At 43.6% G+C, this 26779-nt stretch carries 24 protein-coding genes; 19 read left to right on the top strand and 5 right to left on the bottom strand.

Annotated features, from left to right (window positions below):
• Positions 1 to 213 (top strand): hypothetical protein (locus QUA16_RS25435; protein WP_333181430.1); only part of this gene is annotated, 213 nt, incomplete at its 5' end.
• A gap of 42 nt (positions 214 to 255) precedes the next feature.
• On the opposite strand, the gene QUA16_RS25430 is transcribed toward QUA16_RS25435, so the two are convergent.
• Positions 256 to 1599 carry a nitrate/sulfonate/bicarbonate ABC transporter ATP-binding protein gene (locus QUA16_RS25430; protein WP_333109637.1) on the bottom strand — a complete coding sequence of 448 codons (1344 nt, stop codon included), beginning with the start codon at positions 1597 to 1599 and terminating at the stop codon, positions 256 to 258.
• 767 nt (positions 1600 to 2366) lie between these two features.
• Here QUA16_RS25430 and QUA16_RS25425 point away from each other — a divergent pair.
• Entirely contained in the window at positions 2367 to 2669 is a 303-nt protein-coding gene (locus tag QUA16_RS25425) for a hypothetical protein (protein ID WP_333109638.1), read from the top strand.
• Here the strand turns inward: QUA16_RS25425 and QUA16_RS25420 are convergent.
• Positions 2650 to 2994 (bottom strand): hypothetical protein, encoded by a 345-nt coding sequence (locus tag QUA16_RS25420; RefSeq protein ID WP_333181428.1) that lies wholly within the window; start codon positions 2992 to 2994, stop codon positions 2650 to 2652. The two genes, QUA16_RS25425 and QUA16_RS25420, sit on opposite strands and share 20 nt — an antisense overlap.
• Before the next feature lie 1289 nt (positions 2995 to 4283).
• Between QUA16_RS25420 and QUA16_RS25415 the strand changes: the two genes are divergently transcribed.
• The 3 genes from QUA16_RS25415 (at position 4284) to QUA16_RS25405 (ending at position 14113) form a co-directional block, all read left to right on the top strand.
• Entirely contained in the window at positions 4284 to 9752 is a 5469-nt protein-coding gene (locus QUA16_RS25415; RefSeq protein WP_333107151.1) for a PAS domain S-box protein, read from the top strand.
• Between the two features lie 280 nt (positions 9753 to 10032).
• The gene (locus QUA16_RS25410) at positions 10033 to 13128 is read left to right on the top strand and encodes a response regulator (RefSeq protein WP_333107149.1); all 3096 of its coding nucleotides are present in this window, start codon (positions 10033 to 10035) and stop codon (positions 13126 to 13128) included.
• A 10-nt stretch (positions 13129 to 13138) separates the two neighbouring features.
• Positions 13139 to 14113: a diguanylate cyclase gene (locus QUA16_RS25405; RefSeq protein WP_333107148.1), complete on the top strand. Its 975-nt coding sequence runs from the start codon at positions 13139 to 13141 to the stop codon at positions 14111 to 14113.
• Between the two features lie 566 nt (positions 14114 to 14679).
• Here the strand turns inward: QUA16_RS25405 and crcB are convergent.
• The gene (gene crcB / locus QUA16_RS25400) at positions 14680 to 15078 is read right to left on the bottom strand and encodes a fluoride efflux transporter CrcB (RefSeq protein ID WP_333107147.1); all 399 of its coding nucleotides are present in this window, start codon (positions 15076 to 15078) and stop codon (positions 14680 to 14682) included.
• A gap of 128 nt (positions 15079 to 15206) precedes the next feature.
• Here crcB and QUA16_RS25395 point away from each other — a divergent pair, with 128 nt between their 5' ends.
• The 7 genes from QUA16_RS25395 to QUA16_RS25365 all read left to right on the top strand — a co-directional run bounded on the left by QUA16_RS25395 (position 15207) and on the right by QUA16_RS25365 (position 22393).
• The gene (locus QUA16_RS25395; RefSeq protein ID WP_333107145.1) at positions 15207 to 15836 is read left to right on the top strand and encodes a macro domain-containing protein; all 630 of its coding nucleotides are present in this window, start codon (positions 15207 to 15209) and stop codon (positions 15834 to 15836) included.
• A 381-nt stretch (positions 15837 to 16217) separates the two neighbouring features.
• Entirely contained in the window at positions 16218 to 16805 is a 588-nt protein-coding gene (locus QUA16_RS25390) for a hypothetical protein (protein ID WP_333107144.1), read from the top strand.
• Between the two features lie 376 nt (positions 16806 to 17181).
• Positions 17182 to 18975 (top strand): aspartate--tRNA ligase, encoded by a 1794-nt coding sequence (aspS, locus tag QUA16_RS25385; RefSeq protein WP_333107141.1) that lies wholly within the window; start codon positions 17182 to 17184, stop codon positions 18973 to 18975.
• A gap of 183 nt (positions 18976 to 19158) precedes the next feature.
• Positions 19159 to 19386 carry a hypothetical protein gene (locus QUA16_RS25380; RefSeq protein ID WP_190733082.1) on the top strand — a complete coding sequence of 76 codons (228 nt, stop codon included), beginning with the start codon at positions 19159 to 19161 and terminating at the stop codon, positions 19384 to 19386.
• Entirely contained in the window at positions 19376 to 19786 is a 411-nt protein-coding gene (locus QUA16_RS25375) for a putative toxin-antitoxin system toxin component, PIN family (protein WP_333107140.1), read from the top strand. Before QUA16_RS25380 ends, QUA16_RS25375 begins: the two co-directional genes overlap by 11 nt.
• Before the next feature lie 725 nt (positions 19787 to 20511).
• Positions 20512 to 21090, top strand: coding sequence for a TerD family protein (locus QUA16_RS25370; protein WP_333107153.1), 579 nt, complete (start codon positions 20512 to 20514; stop codon positions 21088 to 21090).
• Positions 21091 to 21136: 46 nt separating this feature from the next.
• On the top strand, positions 21137 to 22393 hold the full coding sequence (locus QUA16_RS25365; RefSeq protein ID WP_333107138.1) for a VWA domain-containing protein: 1257 nt from the start codon (positions 21137 to 21139) through the stop codon (positions 22391 to 22393).
• On the opposite strand, the gene QUA16_RS37030 is transcribed toward QUA16_RS25365, so the two are convergent.
• Complete coding sequence (locus tag QUA16_RS37030; RefSeq protein WP_445252202.1) at positions 22358 to 22558, bottom strand: zinc-binding dehydrogenase; 201 nt, start codon at positions 22556 to 22558, stop codon at positions 22358 to 22360. The genes QUA16_RS25365 and QUA16_RS37030 overlap by 36 nt on opposite strands.
• Positions 22559 to 22874: 316 nt before the next feature.
• On the opposite strand from QUA16_RS37030, the gene QUA16_RS25360 reads away from it, so the two are divergent.
• The 4 genes from QUA16_RS25360 to QUA16_RS25345 all read left to right on the top strand — a co-directional run bounded on the left by QUA16_RS25360 (position 22875) and on the right by QUA16_RS25345 (position 25402).
• Positions 22875 to 23099: a hypothetical protein gene (locus QUA16_RS25360; protein WP_333107135.1), complete on the top strand. Its 225-nt coding sequence runs from the start codon at positions 22875 to 22877 to the stop codon at positions 23097 to 23099.
• Positions 23096 to 23362, top strand: coding sequence for a Txe/YoeB family addiction module toxin (locus QUA16_RS25355; protein ID WP_333107133.1), 267 nt, complete (start codon positions 23096 to 23098; stop codon positions 23360 to 23362). The genes QUA16_RS25360 and QUA16_RS25355 overlap by 4 nt, the downstream gene beginning before the upstream one ends.
• A 124-nt stretch (positions 23363 to 23486) precedes the next feature.
• Positions 23487 to 24635: an AAA family ATPase gene (locus tag QUA16_RS25350; RefSeq protein ID WP_333107132.1), complete on the top strand. Its 1149-nt coding sequence runs from the start codon at positions 23487 to 23489 to the stop codon at positions 24633 to 24635.
• Positions 24632 to 25402 carry a DUF3226 domain-containing protein gene (locus QUA16_RS25345; RefSeq protein ID WP_333107131.1) on the top strand — a complete coding sequence of 257 codons (771 nt, stop codon included), beginning with the start codon at positions 24632 to 24634 and terminating at the stop codon, positions 25400 to 25402. The genes QUA16_RS25350 and QUA16_RS25345 overlap by 4 nt, the downstream gene beginning before the upstream one ends.
• A 43-nt stretch (positions 25403 to 25445) precedes the next feature.
• Here the strand turns inward: QUA16_RS25345 and QUA16_RS25340 are convergent, their stop codons facing one another.
• On the bottom strand, positions 25446 to 25679 hold the full coding sequence (locus tag QUA16_RS25340) for a hypothetical protein (RefSeq protein ID WP_172189298.1): 234 nt from the start codon (positions 25677 to 25679) through the stop codon (positions 25446 to 25448).
• A gap of 140 nt (positions 25680 to 25819) precedes the next feature.
• Here QUA16_RS25340 and QUA16_RS25335 point away from each other — a divergent pair, with 140 nt between their 5' ends.
• The 3 genes from QUA16_RS25335 to QUA16_RS37025 all read left to right on the top strand — a co-directional run.
• Complete coding sequence (locus tag QUA16_RS25335) at positions 25820 to 26032, top strand: ribbon-helix-helix domain-containing protein (protein WP_172189296.1); 213 nt, start codon at positions 25820 to 25822, stop codon at positions 26030 to 26032.
• A 178-nt stretch (positions 26033 to 26210) separates the two neighbouring features.
• Positions 26211 to 26414, top strand: coding sequence for a ribbon-helix-helix domain-containing protein (locus QUA16_RS25330; RefSeq protein ID WP_015178320.1), 204 nt, complete (start codon positions 26211 to 26213; stop codon positions 26412 to 26414).
• 118 nt (positions 26415 to 26532) lie between these two features.
• Positions 26533 to 26779: ribbon-helix-helix domain-containing protein (locus QUA16_RS37025; RefSeq protein WP_445252203.1), on the top strand; the 247-nt coding region annotated here is incomplete at its 3' end.

The raw sequence follows: 26779 nt of genomic DNA, 5'->3' as shown, positions 1-26779 counted from the left end.
TTATTGGTTATTGGTTATTGGTTATTGGTTATTGGTTATTGGTTATTGGTTATTGGTTATTGGTTATTGGTTATTGGTTATTGGTTATTGGTTATTGGTTATTGGTTATTGGAGGCAGAGCCTCCGGGTATGTATTCCCAGGCAGAGCCTGGGAACAAGACTAAGACTAAGATACCAACAAACAAGACTAAGATACCAACAAATAACAAATAACAAATAACAAATAACAAATAACAAATAATCAATAGCAAATAACTACTCAGCTTTATCTTCCGATTCTAAGAACATTTCGCCCCCGGGCTCATCATAACTGTATAACTCTGCATAGCGACCCCAGTCAATAGCAGTTTGCAATTGCCGCATTGCTTCTTTGGGACTAAAGTGGGCTTCGAGAATATCCAAAATCAACTCTTCAGAAATGCGGTGATTGCGCTTAGCCTGAAGCATTCGATACATTTGCTGTACGAGGCGAATATTGCTGAGAATTTGGGTGCGAACAATTTGTTTGCGCTGGTCAATTCCGCCGGCAATGAACTGAATGCCAACTGGTGTTAACAGGAGGTCGCCTTCTTGAATTACCAGAAATTCCATTAATTTTGCTGCTTCCACGATCGGCAAAATGTCGTCAACCTCTAACATTAATTCTTGACCGAGGCGGTAGAGGTCTTTCTCCTTGCGGTCTTCCAAGAGTTCCAACAGGCCTGCGATCGCACCAATTCGCACCTGCGGCAGAGATTGGTATTTAGCGCTTTGAGCGGCTTGAGGTTGAGACACAGTAGCGGCACTTTCAGCAGGTGCAGTTACTGTTTCGTCGCTCAAGTCAGGATTGGTGAGAATTTTGTAAACTTGGTCTACAAGAGCTTGAAATTCGGGAGTTTTACGATCGCGGTAGTGCGGCAAAGTCACCGTTAACTCGGCGCGAATTCGCCCCGGGTTGCGACCCAAGACTACAACGCGATCGGCTAAAATTACCGCTTCCTCAATCCCGTGAGTTACGATTAACACAGCTTGAGTCGGAATCTTTTTTTCCAGCCACAAATCTAATAACTCAAACCGCAAGTTTTCTGCGGTCAGCACGTCTAAAGCTGAAAACGGTTCATCCATGCAAAGCAATTCGGGTTCTACCGCCAAAGCTCTAGCAAATCCCACCCGCTGCCGCATCCCGCCGGAAAGTTCTTTCGGATAAGCATTTTCAAATCCGTCTAAACCGATAATGTCAATCATCCGTAAGGCTTTTTTTCGGCGCGGTTCTGGCAATTCTCCTTTAGCTTTTAAGCCTAATTCTACATTTTCTAGTACCGTCAACCAGGGATAAAGGGCAAAGTTTTGAAATACAATGGCTACTCCAGGATTTAAGCCGACTAAAGGACGATTGTGGTATAGAACTTGACCTGCAGTGGGCGGGATAAGTCCGGCAATCATTCGCATTAATGTTGATTTTCCTGAACCCGATGGGCCGAGTAAAGCTACTATTTCGCCCGATCGCAAATCTAAATTAATTGGCTCTAAAATAGAGATTGTTTGACCGTTGGGCTGCGAGTAAGCTTTGCTAACGCCTTCTAAGGTAATCAGGCACTCTGTTGCTGTTTTAACTACCACAACTAAACCTCCTCGCTTGTTGTTTAAATTTAGTCAGTAGTCAGTAGTCAGTAGTCAGTAGTCAGTAGTCAGTAGTTAGTAGTCAGTAGTTAGTAGTCAGTGGTCAGTAGTCAGTGGTCAGTAGTCAGTAGTCCGCAGTCAGTAGTCAGTAGTCAGTAGTTAGTAGTCAGTAGTTAGTAGTCAGTGGTCAGTAGTCAGTGGTCAGTAGTCAGTAGTTAGTAGTCAGTGGTCAGTAGTCAGTAGTCAGTAGTCAGTAGTCCGCAGTCATTAGTTAAAAACTCTGGGAAACTGACAACGGATAACTGCTAATTAATACCAGTTTCGTAAAATAATACAACGGCAGGTAAGCCCCAAACCATGATGCAGTCAATCGATTTTAGATTTTAGATTTTAGATTTTAGATTTTAGATTGAAGCCTTGACCTCACGGATAAATTCGGGGGCTCCTTTATCGGATACAGGTTTTTTATTTCTGGACGAATGAATCCGGGGGCTTGTATCCTGGATGCTTGATTGTCAGTCATTCTCAATCGAAAATCAAAAATCGAAAATCGAAAATGGTATGACTGGCGAGTATTCAGTCAATTTTCTGTGACAGACGATCGCTTTTTCACCAGCAACAAGACTCGAAAAGCAGCGAGTTGGAGCGCAACTGAAAATATAACCAGCCAAATAATTGAGCTATGGTACAAAATTATCATCGCCCAACTGCCCAGAAATCATGATCGGCCATAGCCTGTGTTAAATATCGCATAGGCGGAACCTTTTTTGTCGGCAGGCACGACTCCAGCTACGGCTGCTTTCAAAATCGATTCCTGGGCTCCCATACCTATACCCCATAAAGTCATTCCTAGCAATCCCCTCTGCCCATTTCCGAACAATACCAATGGGGCAAACAGTGAAGAAAAAATCACTGCCCACATCAGAGTTAAGATGCCGATGCGATCGAACTTGCCTCTCAAAAATCAGGGCTGCGATGGCGTCACTCCCCATCACCCAAGCGTAAAAGAGCGGAATCTGGCTGTCAAATGCGATCGCGCTTCTGTGAAAGTTAGTCGATTTGAGATTTGAGACTTGGGTGTAAGCGCTGAGTCGGAGGATTTGAGATTTGAGATTTACTCCACATATGAATCTGGGAGGTTGAACTTTCTTCTACAATTTTGAACGGGAGCATCTCATATTTGTAAAAATACTTCTTCTGGCTCCTTCCTTCTTCTGGCTCCTTCCTTCTTCCTCTTTCCTTCTTCCCCTTTCCTTCTTCCTCTTCCCTTCTGCCTCCTGCCTCCTGCCTCCTGCCTTCCTCTTTCCTTCTTCCCCTTTCCTTCTTCCTCTTTCCTTCTGCCTCCTGCCTCCTGCCTCCTGCCTCAAAACTCCAATTTCTAGCGGAGGGCTGCAAAGGTGAGATGCTCCCTTTTGAACTCTCCACCACAGGAGTCGGGGGGTGGTATCCGTTTTTGCACCTCGTCAAAGGTAATGAAGGGAAAATCCCATAGCCAGCCCCAATTAACCCTACAGTATCTAAAGAAACCCAAAACAGCCCCAGCCGCCCTTTTTTGATTTCTCAAGCTCCTGCTTCAAAATGGCGCGGATTAAGATAAAATGGCAAAGCTGAGCCGATAACCTAATTGCTTTGCCCGTGCGATCGGCTATCATCAATAACGAAGCTGGCGATCGCGATTGGATAACGTGCAGTTGATCGTCATCGCACTCGATCAATCCCAAAATGTTAACTACGTAAATCCTTTCTTCTTCCGCGTCACGGGTTATATAGCAATCCTAAATCATTTGTTAATTTATTAATCCCTCCCCTGGTTCAAGGGGAGGGTTGGGGTGGGGTACAAAATTTACGACTCCTGCAAGGATTGCTATACACACCAAGAATTTTTGGGGAAGAATTGGTTTGACAACTTATTACCTTGCTCTAGTCAACAGTTAATTAAAACTGTCAACATCATCTGCAAGCGGTGATAGTGAATCCCCTCGCTCCAGCTATGGTTTCTGTTCCAACTGCCAATGTGTAGGGCGGGGATTGAGACCCTCATATCAAATCAAGGAACAGGGAACAGGAAAACCGTTTTATGTAGGAATGGGTCTCAAAAGCTGCATCTGAATAGGGTAGAATTATAACAAACCAGATGGGACATTACAAGGTGCGTATTTGGGGATAAAAATTCTCTGCAATCTTAATTGCATTACGGAATGTTTAAACTTGTATCTTTTCCTTAACCATTTTATCTTCTTTACCAAATCTTTATTTTTTTTTTCTAGGGTCTTGTTATGGTTGCTGCAAGCGAGCTTACAGCACTTGGCAACGATAGTGAAATACCCTTAGTTAAAAAATAGGTCTTTATGACACACTGCCCCTGCTGCTCGAATCAAATGCTGCGTCACGTTCGCCAGCATCAAATCTACTGGTTTTGTCGCCAATGTTGGCAAACAACACCTATTTACAATCTGAACAGATGTTGCTCATCGCCCTCTCTAAATCTAGTTAAAGGGCTAGGGCTTAATGAACAACATTCTTTGTCGGTGAAATCTAATAGCTCACTTGAGGGGGTATAAAGTTTAGATATTGTCTTATGCCTAACCGGTTTTCACGCTCGTAACTTTTTTTATTGCCTCATTAAATTACCCAACTCTAGCCCAAGAAAGGGAATACACATCTATTCATTTATCGCTTAATTTATGATGAGACCTCGACTCAAGGGAATTATAACTTTATGCCAAACACCACTTAAACGATTGCTACCTCTTTTGCTTGGTGTGGTGGCCTCTCTTGCTGTTTTATTTACGTGGCAACAGCTAACCATCAACGGACAAATTCACATCGAGCAGTTAATTCAGCAGGAAGCCAATGCGATTCATTCACAACTGACCCAAGAATTATCAATTCGGATGCTGACACTTCGGCACATGGCGAATCGCTGGGCAGCCAATGGCGGTACACCACAGGCTATTTGGGAAGCCGATGCTGAGGCTTATGTAAAGGATTTCTACGGTTATCAGGGGATCGCATTAGTCGATCCATCATTTAAAGTGCGATCGATTGTGCCACTGGCTGGGAATGAGGCAGCGCAAAACCTAGATCTTAATCTGGAACTGCGTCGCAAAATCACTTTGCAAGTGGCTCGTGATTTGCGTCAACCTATGTTAACTCGCAATGTTTCCCTCGCTCAAGGGGGTCAAGGATTTCTAGCAAGTTTTCCTTTATTTGTAGGGCAGCGGTTTGATGGGTTTATTGTCGGAGTTTTTAAGTTTAAAACTCTATTTGACAGTATTTTAAAAGTGCCTCCTGGGTACAAAGTGGCTATATATGATGGCACAGATTTGATCTACGGTCAAGAGCTTTTATCTCATCATTCACTGCATAAAACAGTTGTAATAAGAGCCTATAGTGCAGAGTGGCGAGTAGATATTTATCCCAACTTATATTTAGTAGGAAAAGAAGATTTTTATTTGCCAACACTTGTGTTAATTGGTGGCTTAATTTTAGTGTGGCTGCTGATTTTGGTCGTGTATCTCGCACAAGTTAGTTATGGCGAAGTCGATAAATTCAAAAAAGCCAATCACCAGTTGCAATGGGAAATTCACCAGCGACAACAGGCAGAAATTGCGATCGCTCGACTAGCTGCGATCGTTGAATCTTCGGAAGATGCCATTATCAGCAAAGATTTAGAGGGTGTAGTTACAAGTTGGAATGTAGGAGCCGAAACAATTTTTGGCTATACAGCCGCCGAAATAGTAGGGCAATCAGGGAGACAACTGATTCCCGCAGACTATCGAGATGAGGAAAACGAAATTATCACCAAAATCCAGCGAGGAGAACGCATCAAACACTACGATACAAAGAGGCTGAGGAAAGATGGAACATTAATCGATGTCTCGATGAGTGTCTCCCCCATTAAAGACCAAGCAGGGAATATAATTGGAGCCTCAAAGATTGGCCGGAATATTGCTGACCGCAAACAAGCAGAAGCAGCACTACGTGAAAGTGAAGAACGCTGGGAACTTTCTGTACGCGGGAACAATGACGGCATTTGGGATTGGAATGTTCTAACCAACGAGACCTTCTTTTCTAGTCGCTGGAAGGAAATGCTGGGCTATGAAGACCATGAAATCCAAAACATTGTAGACGAATGGGCTAATCTGGTACATCCCGATGATTTGGGATGGGTGATGCAAGCCATTCAAGACCATTTTGCCAAGAAAACTCCTTTTTATATCACAGAACATCGCATGCGCTGCAAAGATGGTTCCTACAAATGGATTTTGGATCGCGGTCAGGCACTTTGGGATGATGCAGGTAACGTAATTCGGATGGCTGGCTCTCACACCGACATTACAGAGCGCAAGGAAGCTGAAGTTGCTTTACTGGTAAGCGAAGCCAGATATCGGCAATTGATCGATAACTTAAATGCGGGTTTTGTGATTTATGAGACAGATACCAGCATCCAATTATGTAATGAAACTGCAGCTGAATTACTAGGGCTTTCAATGGATCAAATGCTGGGAAAAACCATGCGCTATCGGGCATTGCAGTTGGTGCGGGAAGATGGCAGCGTTATGCCCCCAGAGGAATATCCCGTGAATCAGGTTTTATCCACGGGAAGTTCCCTCAAAAATTATGTTTTAGGAATAAAAAAAAGGAGTGATAGTTTTGTTTGGGTATTAGTTAACGCCTACCCTGAGTTAGATCAAAAGGGTCAAAATCAACGAGTTGTAGTTACGTTTATTGATATTAGCCAGCGCAAAAAAGTAGAGCTAGAAATCCAAAAAACGCGCAATTTTTTACAAGCACTTCTGGATAATTTACCGGTGGCGGTTTTTGTTAAGGAGGCACAGCCTAAACGATTTGGCCTATTTCAGTTTTGGAATAAAACCAGCGAACGGTTATTTGGCATATCAGCCGAACAAGCGATCGGCAAAAGTGGCTATGATTTGTTTCCAAAAGAACAGGCTATCTTTTTTGACCAAAAGGATAGAGAAGTTTTTGATAAAGGTAAGACTGAGGATATTCTCGAAGAAGTCATTGACAGTCCTAGTCTGGGAAAACGTTGGCTGCATACGGTGGAGATTCCCATTTACGACGAGCAGCATCAGCCCCAGTACCTACTTTGTTTTTCAGAAGATATCACCGATCGCAAACACGCAGAAGCAGAGCTTAGAGAACTGAGTGAGGTGATGAAAAATGCGCTGTCCGGCATTTCCAAAGTGGATGTACAAGGACGTTACCTCTATGCCAATAAAGCATATTCTGACGTGACAGGCTATCAGCCCGAAGAAATGGTGGGGATGTCTTGGGAAAAAACCGTACATCCCGATGAGTTGAAAAAACTGGTTGCGGCCTATTGGCTGATGGTGCAAGAGGGCAGAGTTGAAGTTGAAACGAAAGGAGTCCGTAAAGACGGTTCTGTTTTTTATAAGCAATTGGTGATGATTTCAACTTACGACGAACAGCATCAATTTTTGGGGCATTACTGCTTCATGAAAGATATTAGCGATCGCAAAAAAGCCGAACTTGCACTAGAAAAGGAACTCTTGCGGAGTAAAACCTTCTTCAACACTTCACTGGACGGTGTTGTTGTCATGGATCGCGTGGGAAAAGTTGTCGAAGCTAGCTGCAGTTTTGCTCAAATGCTGGGCTACACCCTAGAAGAAACCCTGAATCTGAGTGTGTTTGATTGGGATGCTAAATGGACGAAGGAAGAACTACAACTTATACTCCAGAGAGAGGAGGTTATTCCGCTGTTTGAGACGCGACATCGCCGCAAGGATGGTTCCGTGTATGACGTGGAAATTAGCTGGAACCGGGTGAAATTAGAAGATGAGATGATGAACTTCTGTATCTGCCGGGATATTAGCGAACGTAAACGCAACGAAGCCGATCGCCAACAATCCGAAATCGAGTTAAAAATCTCTCAAACGCGATTTGCCGGAATTTTAGAAATTGCCAGCGATGCGATCATTTCGATCAATACCAATCAGCAAATCACTTTGTTTAACAAGGGAGCCGAACAAATTTTTGGTTACGCGGCCGAGGAAATTTTAGGGAAACCCCTGGCGATGTTGATGCCTTCGCGCTTTGCCGATGCTCACCATCAGCACATCAGCCACTATGCCCATAAGGGAGGCTCTGCAAGGCAAATGGCAGAGCGAGGAGCCATTTTTGGACGACGCAAAGATGGCACAGAGTTTCCGGCAGAGGCTTCGATTTCCAAGATCGAGATCAACGGTGAAATTATTTTTACTACCTTTCTGCGAGATATTACGGCTCGACAACAGGCAGAGGAAGCTCTGCGCTATCAGAAAGAGATGTTTCAAACAATCGTCGATCATATTCCAGTAATGATTGGTTTGTTTAACAAGCAGGGTAAAATGGAATTGCTCAACCCGGAATTTGAAAAAATTTTAGGTTGGTCGCTAGAAGAGTGGCAGCAAAAAGATATCTTAGCTGAGTGTTATCCTGACCCGGTTTATTGCCAAAGTGTCTTAGAACATATGCTCTCGGCAACCGGAAAGTGGAAGGATTTGACAACACTCACCGCCAGGGGACAGCAGTTAGAGACATCTTGGGCACACGTGCCGCTTTCCAGCGGGTATTTTTTGGGCATTGGGCAAGATATTAGCGATCGCAAACAAAAAGAACTGGCACTGCAGCACGCCATGGAAGCAGCAGAAGAAGCGAACTTGGCAAAAAGTACCTTCCTAGCCAATATGAGCCACGAATTACGCACTCCCCTCAACGTGATTCTAGGATTTGCTCAGGTGATGGCCCATGACTCCTCCCTAACTCCCAACCAAAAAGAAGACCTGCAAACAATTCGTCGCAGTGGCGATCACCTCTTGAGTTTGATTAACGATGTGTTGGATCTTTCCAAAATTGAATCGGGACACTTCACAGTTGAAGAAAGCGGATTGGACTTAATTGCGCTACTGCATTCCCTCCGAAATATGTTGACGCAACGAGCAAGTTCTAAAGGACTTGACCTTTGTTTCGAGATTGCGCCAGAAGTCCCCCAATTTATGCTTGTCGATGCTCAAAAACTGCGTCAGGTTTTGCTCAATCTGCTGAGTAATGCTATCAAATTTACCCATCAGGGAACCATTACTTTGCAAGTCAGCATTGAGGCGAACGGTACAGGGGAATTAGCCACAACTCGGCCGATTCTCCAGTTTGTAGTTGCTGACACAGGTGTAGGGATTGCACCGGTCGAACTCAATACCATCTTCGATGCGTTTGTGCAAGCCCAAGCTGGGAAGCTATTGACCGGCGGTACTGGGCTAGGTCTAACCATTAGCCGCAAATTGTTGGAACTCATGGGCGGAGAAATTTCTGTCACCAGCACTCTGGGAGAGGGGAGTACCTTCACTTTTACCCTTCCCGTCAGCCCCATCAGTGGAGTTAATGTTACACCCGAAGAGAATAATCGTCTCGTGATTGGGCTGGCTCCCGGTCAACCGGATTATCGCATTTTGGTGGTTGACGATCAACCAGAAAATCGCTTGCTAATCGTCAGATTACTGACACAATTAGGATTAGAGGTAAAAGAAGCTACCAACGGACAGGAAGCGGTGCAGATTTGGCAAGAATGGCAACCCGACCTAACCTGGATGGACATTCGGATGCCCGTGTTAGATGGATACGAGGCTACAAAGCACATTCGGGCAATGGAAGACGGACAGAACAGTACCATTATTGCACTTACGGCCCAGGCTTCCCAGAGCGATCGCACCCTAGCCTTGGCTGCTGGCTGCAACGACTACATCAGCAAGCCCTTCCGGGAACAAACCCTATTTCTTAAGATGGCGGAATACCTAGGTTTAGAATATGTATATCTGGAAGAGGAAACAGAAAACGGGGAACGGGGAACAGATTGTTTTCCTTCTTACTTCTGTTCAGTTGCCTCTGGGCTTTCAGATTCCCTCGATCCAACGCTTCTGGCGACATTACCAAAAGAATGGGTGGTTGAGTTGCAAGATGCTGCTTTATGTGGGGATGATGTGGCGATCGTTGAACTGGTAGCTCAACTTTCCTCAGACCTCGCTCAATTGGGTATTTATGTGACGGAACTCGCCAGCCAGTATCAATTTGAGAAAATCCTTAATCTAATTCAAGGTAATTTCCAAATAGGAATTTCTCCATTGGAGTTATAAGCTGTTGTGCAGTTAAAACTGTTTATTCCCCGGAGATCCCCCTAAATCCCCCTTAAGAAGGGGAGTAGGGGTTGACTTTGAGTAAGTTCTTGTCCCCCCCTTAAGAAGGGGGGCTAGGGGGGATCGGGCTTAACTGAACCGTATTGATTTATAAGCTGTTGTGCAGTTAAACGTTTGATTAGGACTAGGGAATTAGGAACAGCTAACAAGAATTAAATTTAATTATTGGTAAATCCTGAAAAAACTGTCCTTAATTTTTATTGATAATTACTGCTCTAAAATGCCTCAGAAAAATCCCAAAATTTTCCAATTCACTCCTTTAAATTTAAAAATTTTAGAGGAATGCAGTGAAGAATCCGTGTATGCTCCCGGTCATATTCAGCCACACGGAATCGTTTTATTGATGCAACGAAACAGCCTCAATATTTTACAAGTCAGTGAAAATGTAGAACAGTTTTTGGGCATTTCTGCCGAAGAATTGCTAGGTCAGCCATTGCCAGAGTTATTGGGTCACGATCGAGTACAAGAAATTGTTAGGTATTTAACTCAAGAACAACTAAACATTCATAAGGGTTTCGCTCTAAAAATTCCTCTCAAAGACGGCTCGATTCAAACATATAGAAGCACACTGCATCAGCTACCAGATGAGTTGATTCTGGAGATCGAACCCCAATTGACTATTGAAAATAATCATTCAATCGATTTTTACGATCGTCTGCAAACAGTTATCCTCAACTTTCGCAGTGCGATCGGTCTTTCGGATTTAGCTCAAACCATTGCTAGAGAAGTGAAAGCCATGACCGGGTTCGATCGCGTGATGGTCTATCGCTTTGAAGCCGACGATCATGGGGTGGTGATTGCTGAAGAGAAAGAAAGCTATCTAGAAAGCTACTTGGGGTTGCATTACCCGGCGATCGATATTCCCGTACCCGCCCGCCAATTATTTTACAGCAATTGGGTGCGCCAAATTCCCAATATTAATTACACCCCCGCCCGCCTAATTCCCACCAACCATCCCCTAACCAATACACCCCAGGATCTAAGTGCTTGTGTGTTAAGGGGAGTATCTCCCTACCACATTGAATATTTGCAGAATATGGGAGTGGCTGGGACACTGACGATTTCGTTAATTGACGATCGGCGCCTCTGGGGATTAATTGCCTGTCACCATTACAGCCCGCGATTGGTAGATTACGAAACTCGCAAAACCTGTGAATTTTTAGGACAATTTGCCTCGATCGAACTGGTGCATCAGCAAGAGCGAGAATTGAACGTTTACCGATCGCAGGCGAAAACTATTCAGGATCAACTTCAGCAGGCATTCCGGCGAGATTCTAATTTTATCGAACAGGTATTGACCGAAAATGCTTCTCAATTGCTAGATTTAGTTCATGCTCATGGAGCTGCAATTCTGCTCGATGGTCGTCTGACATTGGTAGGTAAAACACCATCTGAAGCTGAGGTTGACGAACTCGTGCAGTGGTTGCTGCAACAGAACAAAGAACGAGTGTTTGCAACAGCTTCTTTGTCTCAGTTTTATCCCCAAGCGAAGCAATTCAAAGATCGAGCTAGCGGTGTTTTAGCAATCTCAATCTTGCTATGCTACGCCAAACAAAAGTCATACCACATCCTTTGGTTCCGACCAGAGCAAATTCAAACCGTAAACTGGGCAGGTAATCCACAGGATGCTGTGTCGATCGACGAAATTGGAAAAATGCACCTGTGTCCCCGCAAATCCTTTGAACTGTGGCAAGAGACAGTGCGCCAGATGTCTTATCCGTGGCAGATTGCAGAGTTAGAAGCGGCCGCCGAAATGAGACATATCCTCATGCTGGCGGTGTTAGAATTTTCGCAAGCTGCCCTAGAACACGCTGCTGAAAGGGCCGCCATAGCCAACCGTGCCAAAAGCCAGTTCCTTGCCAACATGAGCCACGAGCTCAGAACGCCACTCAACGCCATTCTGGGATTTACCCAGCTTATGAACCGCAGCCCCCATATCCCAGAAGAATTTCAAGAGCATTTAGGCATCATTACCCGTAGTGGAGAACACCTGCTGACATTGATCGACGATGTTTTGCAAATGTCTAGGATTGAAGCAGGGCAATTGGTACTGAGTACAAGCTGTTTTAATCTGCATCGACTGCTGGGTTCTATTAACGAGATGTTCACTCTCAAAGCGGGTGAGAAAGGGTTACATCTTAGCAGCGAGTGGGATGCTACTGTCCCCCGTTATGTCTGTGGCGATCAAGCAAAACTTCGCCAAATATTGATTAATCTGCTTGGGAACGCGCTCAAATTTACAACAACAGGAAGCATAGCCCTGCGGGGACGAGCTTTTTCATCTGATGATATGCCATCCGGTACAAATTGCGATCGCCCCACTAATCCATCCGATATTAAACCCACTATTACCCTGTCTCTCGAAGTTGAGGATACCGGATCTGGCATTTCTCCCTCAGATTTAGAATCAATTTTTGACGCCTTCAGGCAAAGCAATCGCGATCGTCACGATCGAGGAACAGGTTTAGGACTGTCTATCAGTCGTGAGTTTGCGCGTCTGATGGGAGGCGATATCACCGTGCGAAGCACCCTAGATCGAGGCTCGACTTTTACCTGCCAAGTCGTTTTGGAACTACCAGAGTCCCTTGATTTAGAGGAACCTGAAATTAGCGATCGGATTATCGGGATCGAACCTGGGCAACCTATCTACCGAATTCTAGTAGTAGAAGACGTTCCAGAAAATCGGCAACTGCTGGTGACGCTGCTGGAGTCAGTTGGGTTTGATGTGTGTGCGGTGGAAAATGGGGTAGAGGCGATCGATCGTTGGCAAACATGGCACCCTGACCTGATTTTGATGGACATTCAAATGCCTGTCATGGATGGTTATGAAGCGACGAGACAGATTCGAGCACAACAGTCCTTAGTCATGAGTCATGAGTCATCAGCAGATAACTCAGGGCAAATGTCACAGAACAAAAGACAAATTACACGCATAATTGCCCTCACTGCCTATGCTTTTGAAGACGATCGTATCGCCAGCCTGCAAGTCGGTTGCGATGACTACATTGCCAAGCCGTTTACTGAAGACACACTTTTCGACAAAATAGCTCATCACTTGGGCGTCCGCTACTGCTACGCCGAAAAAGTTCCACCAGACTCATCAGCTTCGCCACCAAAGATATTTACTCCCGACGTAAAAACCATGCCCACCAAGTGGATTGCAGAAGTTCATGAAGCAGCACTCGATCTTAGTGATAATAAGCTTTATGAACTTATCGCTCAAATTCCCAAGGAGAAACAAGATTTCATCGAGGCGATGACATCTCTGGTCGATAACTTTCAGCTTGAAGCGATCGCAACTCTCACCCAGATTTAGGAAAAAGACCATGACAGCTTTATTCAAACTTGCCGCCCAAACGAATATTCTCATCGTGGATGATACCCCAGACAATTTGCGCCTGTTAGCCAAAATTCTAGAGTCACAGGGCTATATTGTGCGTAAAGCGCTCAACGGCAGAATGGCACTCCAAGGTGTTCATCGCGACCCACCCAGTCTAATTTTACTTGACATCAATATGCCGGAGATGAATGGGTACGAAGTCTGCCAAAAGTTAAAAGCATCGGAAGCGACTGCTCAGATACCGGTTATTTTTATCAGTGCGCTCGAACGACTAGAAAACAAGGTACGAGCCTTTGAACTGGGTGGTGTAGACTATATTACCAAACCCTTTCAAGAGCAGGAAGTGCTGATGCGAGTAAAAAATCAATTACTCATCCAACAGCAACGCCAACAACTGCTCGAACAAAATAAACGTTTAGAACACGAAATCCAAGAACGTCTGAGGGCAGAAGCAGAAGTAAGGCAGCTATCCGTGACCGATCAATTAACTGGATTATATAACCGACGAGGCTTCTTTTTACTAGCCGATCAACAACTAAAAATTGCTCGACGCACACAAACATCCTATTTTATTTTATTCGCTGACTTAGATGGTTTGAAAAAGATTAACGACACTTTCGGACACGAAATGGGAGACAGAGTAATCGTTGACGCAGCTCAAATATTAAAGCAAACCTTTCGTGAGGCGGATATTGTGGCTCGACTGGGAGGAGATGAATTTGCTTTATTTATTCCTAACTTTTCGGGAGATTCATCTACTAATTTCCATGCTCGGCTGCAAGAAAATATAGATCGCTTTAATCAAAAGTCTGAGCGAGCTTATATATCAATAAGCCTGGGTGTGGAGTTTGGGGATTTAAACAATGAAGTTTTATTAGAGCAATTGCTGGCCAAGGCTGACAAACTCATGTACGAGCATAAACGCACCAAACACTGTTTAAATCCTCAACCGTTCTTTTGAGAACAGCGATATCGGAGGGCCATAAGCATTATTTATTAAACGTGAGTTTAACCGAGAAAGAGTAAACTGAAAACAAGATAGGGAAACAGCTTGAAGACTTTAGCCCCTCAGCCCCCAAACACGATTCTCTCCCTGTATTAGGTTAAGGGTGTGTGATATCATGTCCAGTCGAGCGAGATCGATTTTTGTAGGGGCGGGTTTCCCAACAATACCTGCCAATAATTGACAATCTCAAAAACCCGCCCCTACCGGGATATTATGGTTAATCCAGCGCACATGATATGAGATCAAAAAACTTCGTAGGTATTGTCCACAATCCTGAGATCAAATCGAGTGACTGATGCTATATGGGTGGGAGCATCTCATATTGGTAAAAATACTTCTTCTAGCTCCTTCGTTATGCCTCTTTCCTCCTGCCTCCTGCCTCAAAACTCCTGCCTCACAACCTCACAACTCCCATTTCTAGCTGGGCTGCTTTCATTGAGATGCTCCCGTATGGGTGGAGAGTTTGCCTACAGTTGCATTTATTTCTTAAACTGGTATTATTTGGGAAAAACCGATTTTATCTATTTGCCAATTCGTGCTAGAATCACACCTAACTGAACTGCAATTACTCCTAGTATGGCACTGCCTGCCCAGTAAAAAGCGGCGATGCTGTAAGATCGATCGCGCCACAAGACATTCGTCTCTAAACCGTAAGTTGAAAAAGTAGTATAAGCTCCCAAAAAGCCCGTTGCTACCATTAAACGTACTTCCGACGGCATAGTCGGCACTCGTTCAAAAGCGAGGGTGATAAAAAATCCCATAGCCAAGCAACCCGTGATGTTAATAAAAAAAGTTCCGTAGGGAAAAGCCGTCCCGAAACGATTGGCAAACCACAAGGTGATATAATACCGGCTCAAAGCGCCGGCAACGGCACCTAAACTAATTGCGATCGGGTGGCGCAGATTGGGGTCTTGCAGCATACAGCCCTTGGAGATTTGCTAGTTGAAATTGAGATGAATTTTAGATTCAGCCGACTTATGTAAAGTATTGTAGGATTAAATTGGCGATCGCTCTAGCTGTTCGCAATTAAAATTAAGAGAGAGTATTTATGCAAATTGTGCTGGCTACCTTAGACGATGGCTTAGTTAGAGCCTGGGAAAGCACTTGCGGCAGTATGGAAAATGTCAAGATACATCACGGTTCCATATTTGATGTGAAATGTGATGCTCTTGTTAGTGTGGGGAATAGTTTTGGTTTCATGGACGACGGCTTAGAGTTAGAAATTTCCCAATATTTTGGAGGGCAGGTTCTTGAACGCTTGCAAAAACTAATTCAGGCTAGACATCAGGGCGAACTCTTAGTAGGAATGGCAGAAATTGTAGACACCCATCATGCTGAAATTCCCTATTTAATAGCTGCACCAATTATGCGCGTTCCCACAGTTTTAAGAGAAACAGTAAATGTTTATCTAGCAACCCGCGCTATTTTGACTCTCGTAAAATTTGGCTCAGTCCCAGATGGAACGCCAGTCAAACATATCATTGAAACAATCGCTATTCCGGGCATGGGTACGGGAATGGGTAAAGTGCCGCCACATATCTGCGCCAATCAAATGAAAGTTGCGCTCGAAGATATCCTCTTATCTCAGTACGAATTTCCTCAATCTTTACTGCACGCTCAAAGGCGTCACCACTTGTTATATACGGACGATAGCGAAGATTTGCAGTTGGAAGATTGAAACTATTAAATTTGCCAGTTTTGTTGCGTTGAGGAACCAAGTTTATTGGTGTGTGTTTTTTTAGGTAGAGAGACTTATCAAAAATTTAAGTGCGCTAAACCGTACCTGCAAGCTGGCGGTATCCTACACACTAGAGCAACTTTGGTAGATATAATGTAATAGAACTGAGGTCATTCCAACTAGGTAAGCGCGGATACAAAAGTTGATAAAGCTGGAACAATAATTGCCTAGTTCTTATTAAATGCCAGAATTCCTTCTGGCGCTACACGTACAAAGTCTGTATAAAAGACCACAATTCCTTCTGGCGCTATACCTACAAAGTCTGCACCCAGGGACTGTGAGATTTTTTGAAAATGTTTACTACCACAGGAGAAGATTGAGATGACAGATCCAAAAGTAACCGAGGAACCAATTTTAGAGGCAACTCTCGAAACGACGGAGCTCGTCAAAAAAGAGATGCCCGACGCGACTGATGAGGCCATCGCAGAAACTGCGGCGCTGTTTGAAGCAATTAAAAAACGCGCCACCGCCGAAGTGCAAGCAGCGGGCGAACTCACCCGCGAAGCTTATTTAAAAGCTGTCAATAAAGCCTCCGGGGCGATCGAAGAAAATAAGGATCTCGCCCACGAGAGATTCACAGAAGCAGTCAGGCTGATTAAACAAGAAACTGAGAAAAATTGGCTGGTGGTAGATGCGATTAAAACGCGGGCGCAAGCGCAGGTGCAAGATGCAGGCGTTGTCAGTCGCGAAGCTTATTTGAAAGCAGTGCGACAAGCGCGAGAAGCGGTGGAACAAAATAAATTGATCGAACGCGATCGCATCGAACAAGCTGTTGACCACATTCACACGGAAGCTGAAAAGAATTGGCACCTTATTGTGAAGCAAATTGAGTCGATCGGCACTCGCTTGACAGAGACGGCTAAGTCTGCATGGAACGCGCTGACGGCGTTTTTTGACAAGAAGGATTAAACTCAGATATGACACCATTTTAAAGAACAGGCAAGATGCCTGTTCCACAAAGATTGAATTTTCTTGTGGCACAGGCATCTTGCCTGTTGATATTTAAAGAACAGGCAAGATGCCTGTTCCACAAAGATTAAATTTTCTTGTGGAACAGGCATCTTGCCTGTAGATATTTAAAGCACAGGCAAGATGCCTGTTCCACAAAGATTGAATTTTCTTGTGGCACAGACATCTTGGCTGTAGATATTTAAAGCACAGGCAAGATGCCTGTTCCACAAAGATTGAATTTTCTTGTGGCACAGGCATCTTGCCTGTTCATAAAAGGTTTTGACACTAAGCGCTATAATCAAAAAGCTTTATTTTTAGTCCCTAACCCCCAATTATGAGAAGTTACTACTGCGGCGAACTGCGAAGCGAACACATTGGAGAGACTGTCACCCTTTACGGCTGGGTGGATCGCCGCCGCGATCATGGCGGGGTGATTTTTCTGGATGTGCGCGATCGATCGGGTATTGTGCAAATTGTCAGCGATCCTGAACGCACCCCCGATTCCTATCACGGGGCTGAGGCTTTACGCAGCGAATACGTGGTTAAAATTACTGGGCGAGTCAGCAGCCGCCCCGAAGAGTCCCTCAACCCGAAATTGCCTACGGGTGAGGTGGAAATTTACGCTGACGAAATTGAGTTGTTGAATGCGGTTCGCAAACAGTTACCGTTTCAGGTGGCGACGGCGGAAAATGAAAGCGTGCGGGAAGATTTGCGCCTGAAATATCGCTATTTGGACTTGCGGCGCGATCGTATGAGTCGCAATTTGCAGCTTCGCCACCAAGTAGTCAAAGCGATGCGCCGCCACCTGGAAGATGTGGGAGGTTTTATTGAAGTTGAAACACCGATTTTAACGCGATCGACTCCTGAAGGTGCGAGAGATTATTTAGTGCCCAGCCGCGTCAATTTGGGCGAATGGTACGCTTTGCCGCAGTCGCCGCAGTTGTTCAAACAATTGTTAATGGTTTCGGGTTTGGACAGATATTATCAAATTGCGCGCTGTTTCCGCGATGAAGATTTGCGCGCCGACAGACAGCCGGAATTCACACAATTAGACATGGAAATGAGTTTCATGTCTTTAGAAGAAGTTATCGAATTAAACGAAGGTTTAGTCTCCCAGATTTTCCAAAGTGTCAAAGGCGTAGAATTGCCTCGTCCTTTTCCGCGCTTGACTTACGCGGAAGCAATGGATCGCTATGGTAGCGACAAACCCGACACTCGCTTCGGTATGGAATTAGTCGATGTTTCCGATTTGATGAAAGATTCGGGATTTAAGGTATTTTCCGGGGCGGTTGCTGCGGGCGGAATTGTGAAAGTTTTGCCGATTCCGGGCGGGAATGATGCAATTTCTAACGTGCGGATTAAACCGGGCCCGAAAGGCGATTTGTTTAAGGAAGCCAGCGAAGCGGGTGCGAAGGGATTGGCTTACATTCGGGTGCGGGATAACGGCGAAATTGATACGATCGGCGCTATTAAGGATAATTTGACGGAAGCACAAAAACAGCAATTGCTCGATCGCACGGGCGCGCAACCAGGTCATTTGTTGTTATTCGCCGCAGCCGATGTGACAACTGTCAATAAGACTTTGGATAGATTGCGTTTGTTCGTGGGTAACGAATTGGGATTGATTGATAAAGACAAGATGAATCTGCTGTGGGTGACAGATTTTCCGATGTTTGAATGGAACGCTGATGAGAAGCGTTTGGAAGCATTGCATCACCCGTTTACTGCGCCGCATCCTGACGATATTAATGATTTGAAAACTGCGAGAGCTCAAGCTTACGATTTGGTGTTAAACGGTACAGAAATCGGCGGCGGTTCCCTGCGGATTTATCAGCGGGATGTTCAGGAAAAGGTGTTTGAGGCGATCGGCTTATCGACTGAGGAAGCTTACAATAAGTTTGGCTTTTTGTTGGATGCGTTTGAGTATGGAACTCCGCCCCACGGAGGCATTGCTTACGGTTTGGATCGGTTGGTGATGCTGTTGGCTGGTGAGGAATCGATTCGCGATGTGATTGCGTTTCCGAAGACGCAGCAGGCGGGTTGTTTGCTGACGAATGCGCCGGCTGGGGTTGATGAGAAGCAGTTGAAGGAGTTGCAAGTGCGATCGACTTATACGCCCAAGTCATAATTATTTAGAATACCTTGACCATTCTCAATAATCCTTTCATGGCGGACTAGAAGCAACGGCGCACAATAAAATTCATCTGTTGTGGAACAGGCATCTTGCCTGTTCTTAAGAAGGGTGCAAGATGTGTGATAAAATAGAATTAGAACAAAAAAAGTTTTCGTATTAACACTTTTTTTAACGGCTATGGCAATAATTACGATTCAAGTTGATGAAAATATTAAGACAGCTTTTGAAGAAGCTAGTCCTAAGACTCAGCAAGAGTTAAGTTCGATTATTCAATTGTTTTTTAGACAAAATTTACACAATAAAACATTAACGCAGGTGATGGCAGAAATTTCCGACAGAGCCATGCAGCGAGGCTTAACGCCTGAAATTTTACAAGACATTTTAGCAGATAATAATGACGAATAGATTTGTCATTGATACGAATGTTTTAATCAGTGCTTTACTGTTTAAAACTTCAGTGCCATTTCGGGCGATTGAGTTGGCAGAAACACAAGGAATAATTTTATATTCTGAAACGACTTTAAATGAATTAGAGCAAGTTTTAAATCGTAAAAAGTTTAACAAGTATCTTTCTTTGGAAGATCGGCAGTTATTCTTACTAAAATTTATCAGTTCATCCCAATTAGTTTCTATTACAGAAAAAATGACTGTTTGTCGAGATGAAAAAGATAATAAGTTTTTAGAGTTGGCTGTTAGTGGTAATGCCAATGTAATTGTTACGGGTGATTTGGATTTATTGGTATTAACTCCTTTTCAAGGAGTCGAAATTGTTACTCCCGATATGTTTATTGAGAGATTTAGTTAATGCCATAATTACATGGCACGTATTTAGACTAAAAACACTATAATTATCATAGATGTCCTTGCGTTTCCGAAGACGCAGCAAGCGTGCTGTTTATTGGCGAATGCGCCGTCTGATGTGGATGAGAAGCAGTAGAAGAAGTTGCAAGTGCGATCGACTTATACGCCCAAGTCATAAGGCGAGCGGGACTTAGGCAAAGCCGATGTGTCATGCTGAGAGAAACTGTATCATGCTGAGAGAAACTGTGTCATGCTGAGAGAAACGAAGCATCTCAGTTGAAATGCGTATCCTGGTTAAGAAACCGGGTTTATGGGCAACAATGGCAATCCATCTCGGAGCGGAAGCAATGTCGTTGTGAATTTTACAAAAACTCTAGGGCGATGGCATCTAAATTCTGAAAGTATTGCCCAGCAAGGGGTTCGGGATTTAGAAACAAAACTATACAATGGCTTAAATCTTTTTCCTGTAAGCATTATAAAAATCAGATGCGTTTGCGCTGACCAACGCCTCTTGACACCACATCTACCAACTGCTAAAGTAAAACACCAGTAAGAGCTTTCTGGCAAAAAGTTTTACCGAAAATCCGCCCCAACTCGCTTAAGCTATCAATAAGCTATCAAACAGTATATTTACTGATTTAGGATACTGTCAGAATTTATCTGACAGTCCTTAATTTTGATACTTAAAATCAGCAAAATTGTCAGCAATTTTAACGGAGGAAGTTAGAAATAGGTGTTAGTCTTAGCAAAGGTGGTAATGTTTCCTTAAGTAAAGAAGAACCAGGCTTAAAAAAAATATTGATTGGGCTTGGCTGGGATGTCCGTTTAACTGATGGCAGTGCCTTTGATTTAGATGCCAGCTTGTTCGTACTTAAAAGTGATGGGAAGGTACGCAGCGAAAAGGATTTTATTTTTTTCAATAATTTGAAGTCCGCAGATGGAATGATAGAACATACGGGTGACAACCTCACAGGTGCCGGAGAAGGCGATGATGAGGTGATTAAGGTCAATTTAGAAAGGCTATCGGCTGATATAGAAAAATTGGTAATCGGAGTCACTATCTATGACGCAGATACGCGCAAGCACAACTTTGGGATGGTTGATTCTGCCTTTGTTCGCATTGTCAATCAAGATAACAATCGAGAGATAGTTCGTTTTGATTTATCGGAGGATATGAGCGTTGAAACTGCCATGTTATTTGGTGAATTGTATCGGCATGGTAGTGACTGGAAATTTCGTGCTGTTGGACAAGGATTCAAAGGTGGATTAGGTGCGATGGCAATCAATTATGGGGTGAACGCCAGCTAAACCATTACATATTCCTAGCCAAAATAAGATACAAAAGGAGATAAATATGCGGTCATTAGTGCGCGGACAAAAATCTAAGTTGAGCGATTTTACTACAGCAAATCTCATCCAAGTAGGCTTGGGAATTACGGCTTCAGAAGGAATGGTATTTGATTTATCATGTTTTGGAGTCGATGCTGAAGACAGGCTCTCTGATGACCGCTATTTTATCTTCTACAACCAAAAATCTTCACCCTGCGGATCTTTAGCCAGTCTAGGTAGACAAGGTGGGGATATGGAGAGGTTTCAAATTAATTTATCGACGCTCCCCCAAACTATTCGTAAACTGGTATTTACCATTACGCTAGACGGTGAGGGTAATATGTCACAAATTAGCCGCGGCTATTTACAGATTTTAGACCGACAGACAAAGGTGGCTGAATTTTCTTTTAATGGCGCGGATTTTCAGGCTGAAAAAGCTATCATTGTTGGAGAAATTTATTTTAAAGATGTGTGGCGTTTTGCCGCCGTAGGGCAGGGATTTAATGGTGGTTTAAGTGCGTTACTCAAGAATTTTGGCGGAGAAGAGATTAAACCCTCCCCACCGGCATCGCCCAAAGTTTCTTTAGAGAAAAAGCTGGAGAAAGATGCTCCCCACCTTGTCAGTTTGGCCAAACAGCTAACCGTATCTTTGGAAAAAAAGAAACTGCAAGATGTGATAGCAAAAGTAGCATTGGTACTGGATGCTTCAGGCTCAATGTCTAGTCAATACTCCAGAGGAGATGTGCAATTAGTTGTGAATAAAGTTGTACCCATTGCAGTTCATTTTGACGATGACGGCGAGTTAGACACTTGGGCTTTTGCAAACAAATCACAAAGTTTAACTCCTGTGACAGTGAAAAACATAAATGGGTATGTAAACAGGGAATGGGGTGGCTGGCAACAATGGATGGCTAAATTGGAATCCGGCTATAATAATGAACCAGTGGTTATGAATGAGATTGTCAAAACCTATATGAGGTCTAATTTACCGGCCTATGTGATATTTATAAGTGATGGAGGAGTAGGTTACAGTGAACAAATAGCAAAAATCATTACAGAATCATCTAAATATCCTATTTTTTGGCAATTTGTCGGAGTGGGAGGTAGTAATTATGGCATTCTCGAACGTTTTGATACAATGAAAGGAAGAATGGTTGATAATTGTAATTTTTTCGCTTTGGACAACATTAACAGTATTTCGGATGGGCAATTATATGAAAAGCTCCTTAACGAGTTTCCTGATTGGTTAAAAGCAGCCAAAGCTAAGAAAATTATTCGTTAAAATTTGATACACGAGGCCGCGTCTGAAAACCTTCCGCGATCGTCTTTGAGTCTCGCCACCTACTGTATCCAACACCATATCCACGCCACTAACAGTTTGCTTAAACGGCGCAGTTTTGTAGTCAATCACCTGTTGACGAAGACGCGTTACACGGGAGCATCTCATATTTGTAAAAACACTTCTTCTGACTCATTCCTTCTTCCTTCTGACTCTTTTCTCCGGGCTCCTGACTCCTGACTCCTAAATCCAATTTCTAGCTTGGCTGCAAAAGTGAGATGCTCCCCGTTACACCTCGCCAAAACAGCGAAAAACCCGGTTTCTTTGATTCTCGCGCAGTCAGAAACCGGGTTTTTGCGGAGAAGACGCGTTACACCTCGTAGAAGTGGCAAAAAACCCGGTTTCTTTGGTTTGTAAAGTGAAAAACCCGGTTTCTTTAGACTAAAAACGCTATAATTATCATAATCCCAAATAGGTAAAAACGATGTCAACAGTTTATCGTTTAAAAGCCAGCGAACTCAATCATCATTTTTTAGAACAAATCAAGGCGACTTTTGGAGATAAAGAGATTGAAATAATTGTTTCTGAGTGTGATGAAACCGAATATCTTTTGAAATCAGAAGTCAACAAAAATAGACTTTTAAAAGCTATTGAAAATGTTAAGGAACGGCAAAATTTAGTTGAAGTTAATTTACAGAATTTGCAATGAGCAGAAGAATTGTTTTTGAATCTTCTGCTTTTGCAGATTTTAATGAATGGGCAAAATTAGACAAAAAGATTTATCGCAAAATTGTAGAATTGATTAAAGATATAGACCGCTCACCGTTTGAAGGATTGGGAAAACCTGAACCTCTGAAATACGAGTTAAGTGGTTTTTGGTCTAGGCGCATTGATAACGAACATCGTTTAGTTTACCAAGTTACAGATCGAGAAATTGCGATCGTCGCTTGTAAGTATCATTACAATGAATAGATGTGATTGCGTTTCCGAAGACGCAGCAGGCGGGTTGTTTGCTGACAAATGCGCCGTCTGGTGTGGATGAGAAGCAGTTGAAGGAGTTGCAAGTGCGATCGACTTATACGCCCCAGTTGTAATTATGAAACACCTTGACAATTTAACCATTCATAGGTTCCGAGGCCTGCGAGATTTGAACTTGCAGGGTTTGGGCCAAATCAACATATTGGTTGGTGGGAATAACTCAGGTAAAACCAGTGTTTTAGAGGCGATATCAACCTATTGTCGCCCCTTAGATATCGGAGAATGGCTGAAAACAGCACAGCGTCGAGAAATCAAGGCTTCTCCCACGCTTCCATTAAATGCTTTCAAATGGTTATTTCCTCAAAACAATGAAGTACCTAAACCCATTCTTTACGTAGGAGAAACCTATATTTCTGGGAAGGGTAGCTTCCAAGTTGTAGAATCTAGAGCAATCTACAACCAGATGGAACTGCTATATCAATCCGAAAAAGATTTTGAAGATAGCGCGGAAGATTGGCTAGAATCTTATGACTATACTGAATATAAGAGTTCGCACGGTGCTGAAATAGAACTCAAAGCAATATTTCGCGATCCACCAGGATTTGATGGAGTTGACTTGGGTCGTGAATTCTCAAAAAAAGTTGAATTATGGTCTAATCAAAGGCTGAGTAGAGGTGATTTCCGCAAACATCACTTCTACCCAGAATTGCCAATTGATATGGTAACACCTGTTTCTCACAGGCAGGAAAAATTAGAGTCCTATCTTCTGTCACAGGCAATACTAAGGGGATTAAAAAATGAGGTAATTAAATTACTTCAGATTGTCGATGTAGAAATAATTGACTTGGAAATTTTGTCACTTGAAGAACCTCGCCCTAGTATCTATATCAACCATAAATTATTAGGATTTTCACCTTTAAGTGCTTTTGGTGATGGAGTGCGGCGTTTGCTATTCATTGCTTTATCTATGGCAAAAGTCCGAGGTGGAGTTTTGCTAATTGATGAGATAGAAACAGCAATTCATACTGAAGCACTTCGCAGTTCCTTTGCTTCGATTGTGCAGTGGTGCAAGCTGATGGATGTGCAGTTATTTGCAACGACGCACAGTTTAGAAGCGATTGATGCGATGTTGGATGCTAGCGATGCGGAGACGGACTTAGTTCTTTATCGTTTAGAGAAACAGGAGTCACAAACTAAAGCAGTTAGAATTGAACGGGAAAGATTGCAAAGATTGCGGGAGGATTTGGGTCAGGAGGTGCGCGTGTGAAATACGCCATTATAGGAGTAGAAGGACCTCACGACCAGGCATTTACAGGCAAGGTTCTCAAGCTTTTGGATTTCAAAGATTTTCGGGAAGAGTTGAAAGGATTAGAGTCTCAGTTAGACCCCTTCTGGCGCAAGTTTATTCCCGTTTATCCCAAGAAAGGAAACTTGTACAAACGTCTTGATATGCCTTCTATTCTGTTTAATGATACTATCTCTGTAGCAATTTATGCAGGTGAAGGAAGCAATCTTGTGACTAATTTGGATGACATTTTATTCGCAAATTCTGAGTATCAAACAAATTTGGCAGCATTCGGGATAGTTGCCGATTGCGATAAATCAACTCCCGATCGCATAGCCGAACCATATGCTAAGAAATTCCGAAGTTATTTTCCTAATTTTCCGCAGTGCCCGGGTGTTGTAAATACTAATAGCCCGCGTACAGGAGTCTATGTTTTGCCCGATAACGCTTCGCCTGGTGTGTTGGATACTTTGCTGTGTGAGTGCGGACAGATAGCTTATCCCGCGTACATGGAAAAAGCTAGTTCCTATCTAAATGAGTTTTCTGAGTCAGATAGAAAATCTTTAAAGTGGAAAAATTTCGATCCCGAAAAAGCTTTAGTTGCTACTGTTGTCAGCGTTCTCAAACCTGGGAAGACTAATACAACAAGTATTGCTGATAATAATTGGGTCAGCGAACAGACAAAGCAGCAGGTTCCTGCTTTGGCAAATTTTATTGAGTTTTTGAGCCAACTTTTGGAAGTGAGTTAATGGACGATCGCACTTTTTCAATTCGTGCGATCGCCCTCAAAGATTACTCTTTCCAGTAACGGGTTAAAATCCGAATCACCTCACCCGCTATCGGCGATGGTAGAGGCGGGCTCCATTCCCCAACTTCTGCAAAACCTAAAACGTGCAACAGATTAACGATACTTTCTACCGCTTTGGGAACGCCACACAACAGCAAACGAATCGGTTGCTTACCTTGAGGTACATCAGGAATTTCTTCCCGGAGCAGTTCGGGAACTGACTTTGGCGGTGATATCATAGAGTTTCCTCCTAAATATGGGAGTTCAAGCCCCCACCGAACGATTGCAACTCTGACCGGTGGGGGTTTTGTGTTTGACTATTTACACGGTATCACACCGTGTGTCACTATGCAAGAGGCGTACAAAGAAAGTACGATCGATGTATGAAGTAAATTCCCAGTTGCCTAACTTGCCAGCAAAAAACCTAAAACGAGTCACCAGCTACGTTCCTCCAAACGCCTACAACGTCTTGGAAGATTGGGCCAAGAAAGAAGACCGGACAGTCAGCAATCTCGTAAGTCGGATTGTCTCTGAAGCTGTAGATGCTTACTTGGCTAAAAAGACTACAGAAGATGAACCCAGCAGCAATTAACCTTTGATCTCTACGCTGATGGGTCATTCTCAACTGCCAACCTGTCGGGCCGTTTATTTTGTGTTGAAGTGGGGTTTGGTTTTTTGGTGTTTAGATTACTTTAGCCTAAACTAGATTGTGGTGTGCTACCTTGGCTTAAAAAAGCTCTAAAAAATTTGCAGTCAGCTAAAATAACATCGTGAACACGCTACCCCCAAACAATGTGAGTCCTGCAAAATCTCCTAGAGTTGCCTTTTACCCGCCGCCCGAAATCAAGGAGAAGTTAGAAAAACTGGCGAGTATTGAGCGTCGTTCGATTTCCCAAATGGCATTACTTTTGGTGGAAGAAGGACTCGAAAGAGCGCAGAAGGAAGGCAAGTTTAATGAATCCAAAGACGATTAAACTATCAACTACCACTGCGCGCGATCGCTCTCAACTGCCTGCGTGTCCTGCCGTGTACTTTGTTTGAGACGGTGACGCGGTAAGGTACTATAGGGCAGTAAAAGCACAAATAACAGCCTTGCCAGCAAAACTCCCCAGAATAGTTGTATATCTTCCAGAAGAACTTAAAACAGACCTAGAGCGGTTAGCCAAATCGCATTATCGGCCGGTCTCGAATATGGTGTTGACCAAAGAAATGGGTACAAGCCCCGTCCTTCTAGGACGGCTTTTCTTCTTTGAGTTTATCGATCCAGTCTTCAATCATTTGCGTTATCGTCTTTTCCCGTTGTACAGCAATTCGTTTCAGCTTTTGAGCACGGTTCTGG

The organism is Microcoleus sp. S13_C3, from assembly GCF_036700905.1.
Classification (GTDB): domain Bacteria; phylum Cyanobacteriota; class Cyanobacteriia; order Cyanobacteriales; family Microcoleaceae; genus Microcoleus.
This window is presented reverse-complemented; position numbering and strand designations above follow the sequence as displayed.